Below are 1,245 nucleotides of genomic sequence, written 5' to 3'. Positions count from 1 at the left end.
GCAACCGGGGTTGGGGTAACACTAGAGGTATTATTTCCAGGGGTAGGATCTGCAATATCTGGAGATGCTATAGAAGCACTATTCAAATAAGGACCTGCAGCTTTTACCGTAGCAGTAATTTGCAAAGTTGGGGAAGAGCCTATATTTAATAAACCAATATCCCAAACCCCTGTCGAGGAATCGTATGTCCCAACACTTGGTGTAGCAGACACAAAAGTGTAACCAGCTGGTAACAAATCAGTAACCTTGGTATTTGGTGCATTACCAGGACCAGTATTGCCTGCTGTGAGTGTAAAAACAACATTGCTTCCCACATTTGGACTTGGGTTATTTACAGTTTTAGAAACAGAGAGATCGGCAGAAATTATACCCTCTATAATATCTAAAAAAACACCCGAATCCAACGATGCATCACCAGCGTCAGCAATTACAATTTTAAAAGTATAAGTTCCTCCAGGAGTTAAGCCAGCAATGGATTTCTTTATCGACTTTGTTAAACCATTATGTTCTGTAAAAACTGGGAAAGGTCCTGGTTGAGGCGCTGTATTCAGGTTATATTTACCTCCAGTAGTAGTTGTAATGTGACCATTATTGATATACAAAGCAGATTGAGAACCATCGTATGCAGCGACAGGTGTTGCCGGTGAGCTAAATCCAGGAATACCAGAATTTACCTTATTTATTGATGTGGCATTACCATTTGGCAATGTTGCGAAATTCTGAATTCCAGAAATACCAGGCCCCGAAACAAAAAAACCAAAAGCATCATCAAAATTAGAACCTACATAATCTGGAAACTCCTCTGAACCAAATTGATAACTAAAAAGTAGTCCCGAAACATTCGGTGCTAAAGTTATTGTAAAAGAATACGATACTAAGTCACGTGTTGCGGTAGGATCAATTAAAGATAAATTGGGATCTGATAATGTTGTAGCTCCAGCAGGGTTAAAACTATTTTGGACAGCAGTATTTTTGTTTGCTAATTCGAAAGGGGCACTTCCTGTAGTAAAGTACACACCGCTCGGTATCTGCAAACCAGCGCCACTAATACCATTAGAAAAGGTGGCAACTTGATTTGCACGCAATGTTGCGGCAGTTGCTGCTCCCGACAATGTTCCACCAACGATAACTATTCCAGGCCCATTTAAAGCGGTATTTATCTGCAAATTTGATGGATTTGTTACAATAGTAGCTTGAGCATATATTGAAGATGATATATTAAAAAGAAAAAAAACATTTATAAAA

1 protein-coding gene is annotated in these 1,245 nt (G+C 39.0%); it reads right to left on the bottom strand.

Going from position 1 to position 1,245, the window contains the following annotated elements:
* Positions 1 to 1,245 (bottom strand): DUF11 domain-containing protein (locus IW20_RS25075; protein WP_035629093.1); only part of this gene is annotated, 1,245 nt, incomplete at both ends.

Origin of the sequence: Flavobacterium hydatis, from assembly GCF_000737695.1 — a bacterium.
GTDB classification, from domain to species: Bacteria; Bacteroidota; Bacteroidia; order Flavobacteriales; family Flavobacteriaceae; genus Flavobacterium; species Flavobacterium hydatis.
The sequence above is the reverse complement of the archived record's forward strand: the minus strand, read 5'-3'. Positions and strand labels throughout refer to the sequence as shown.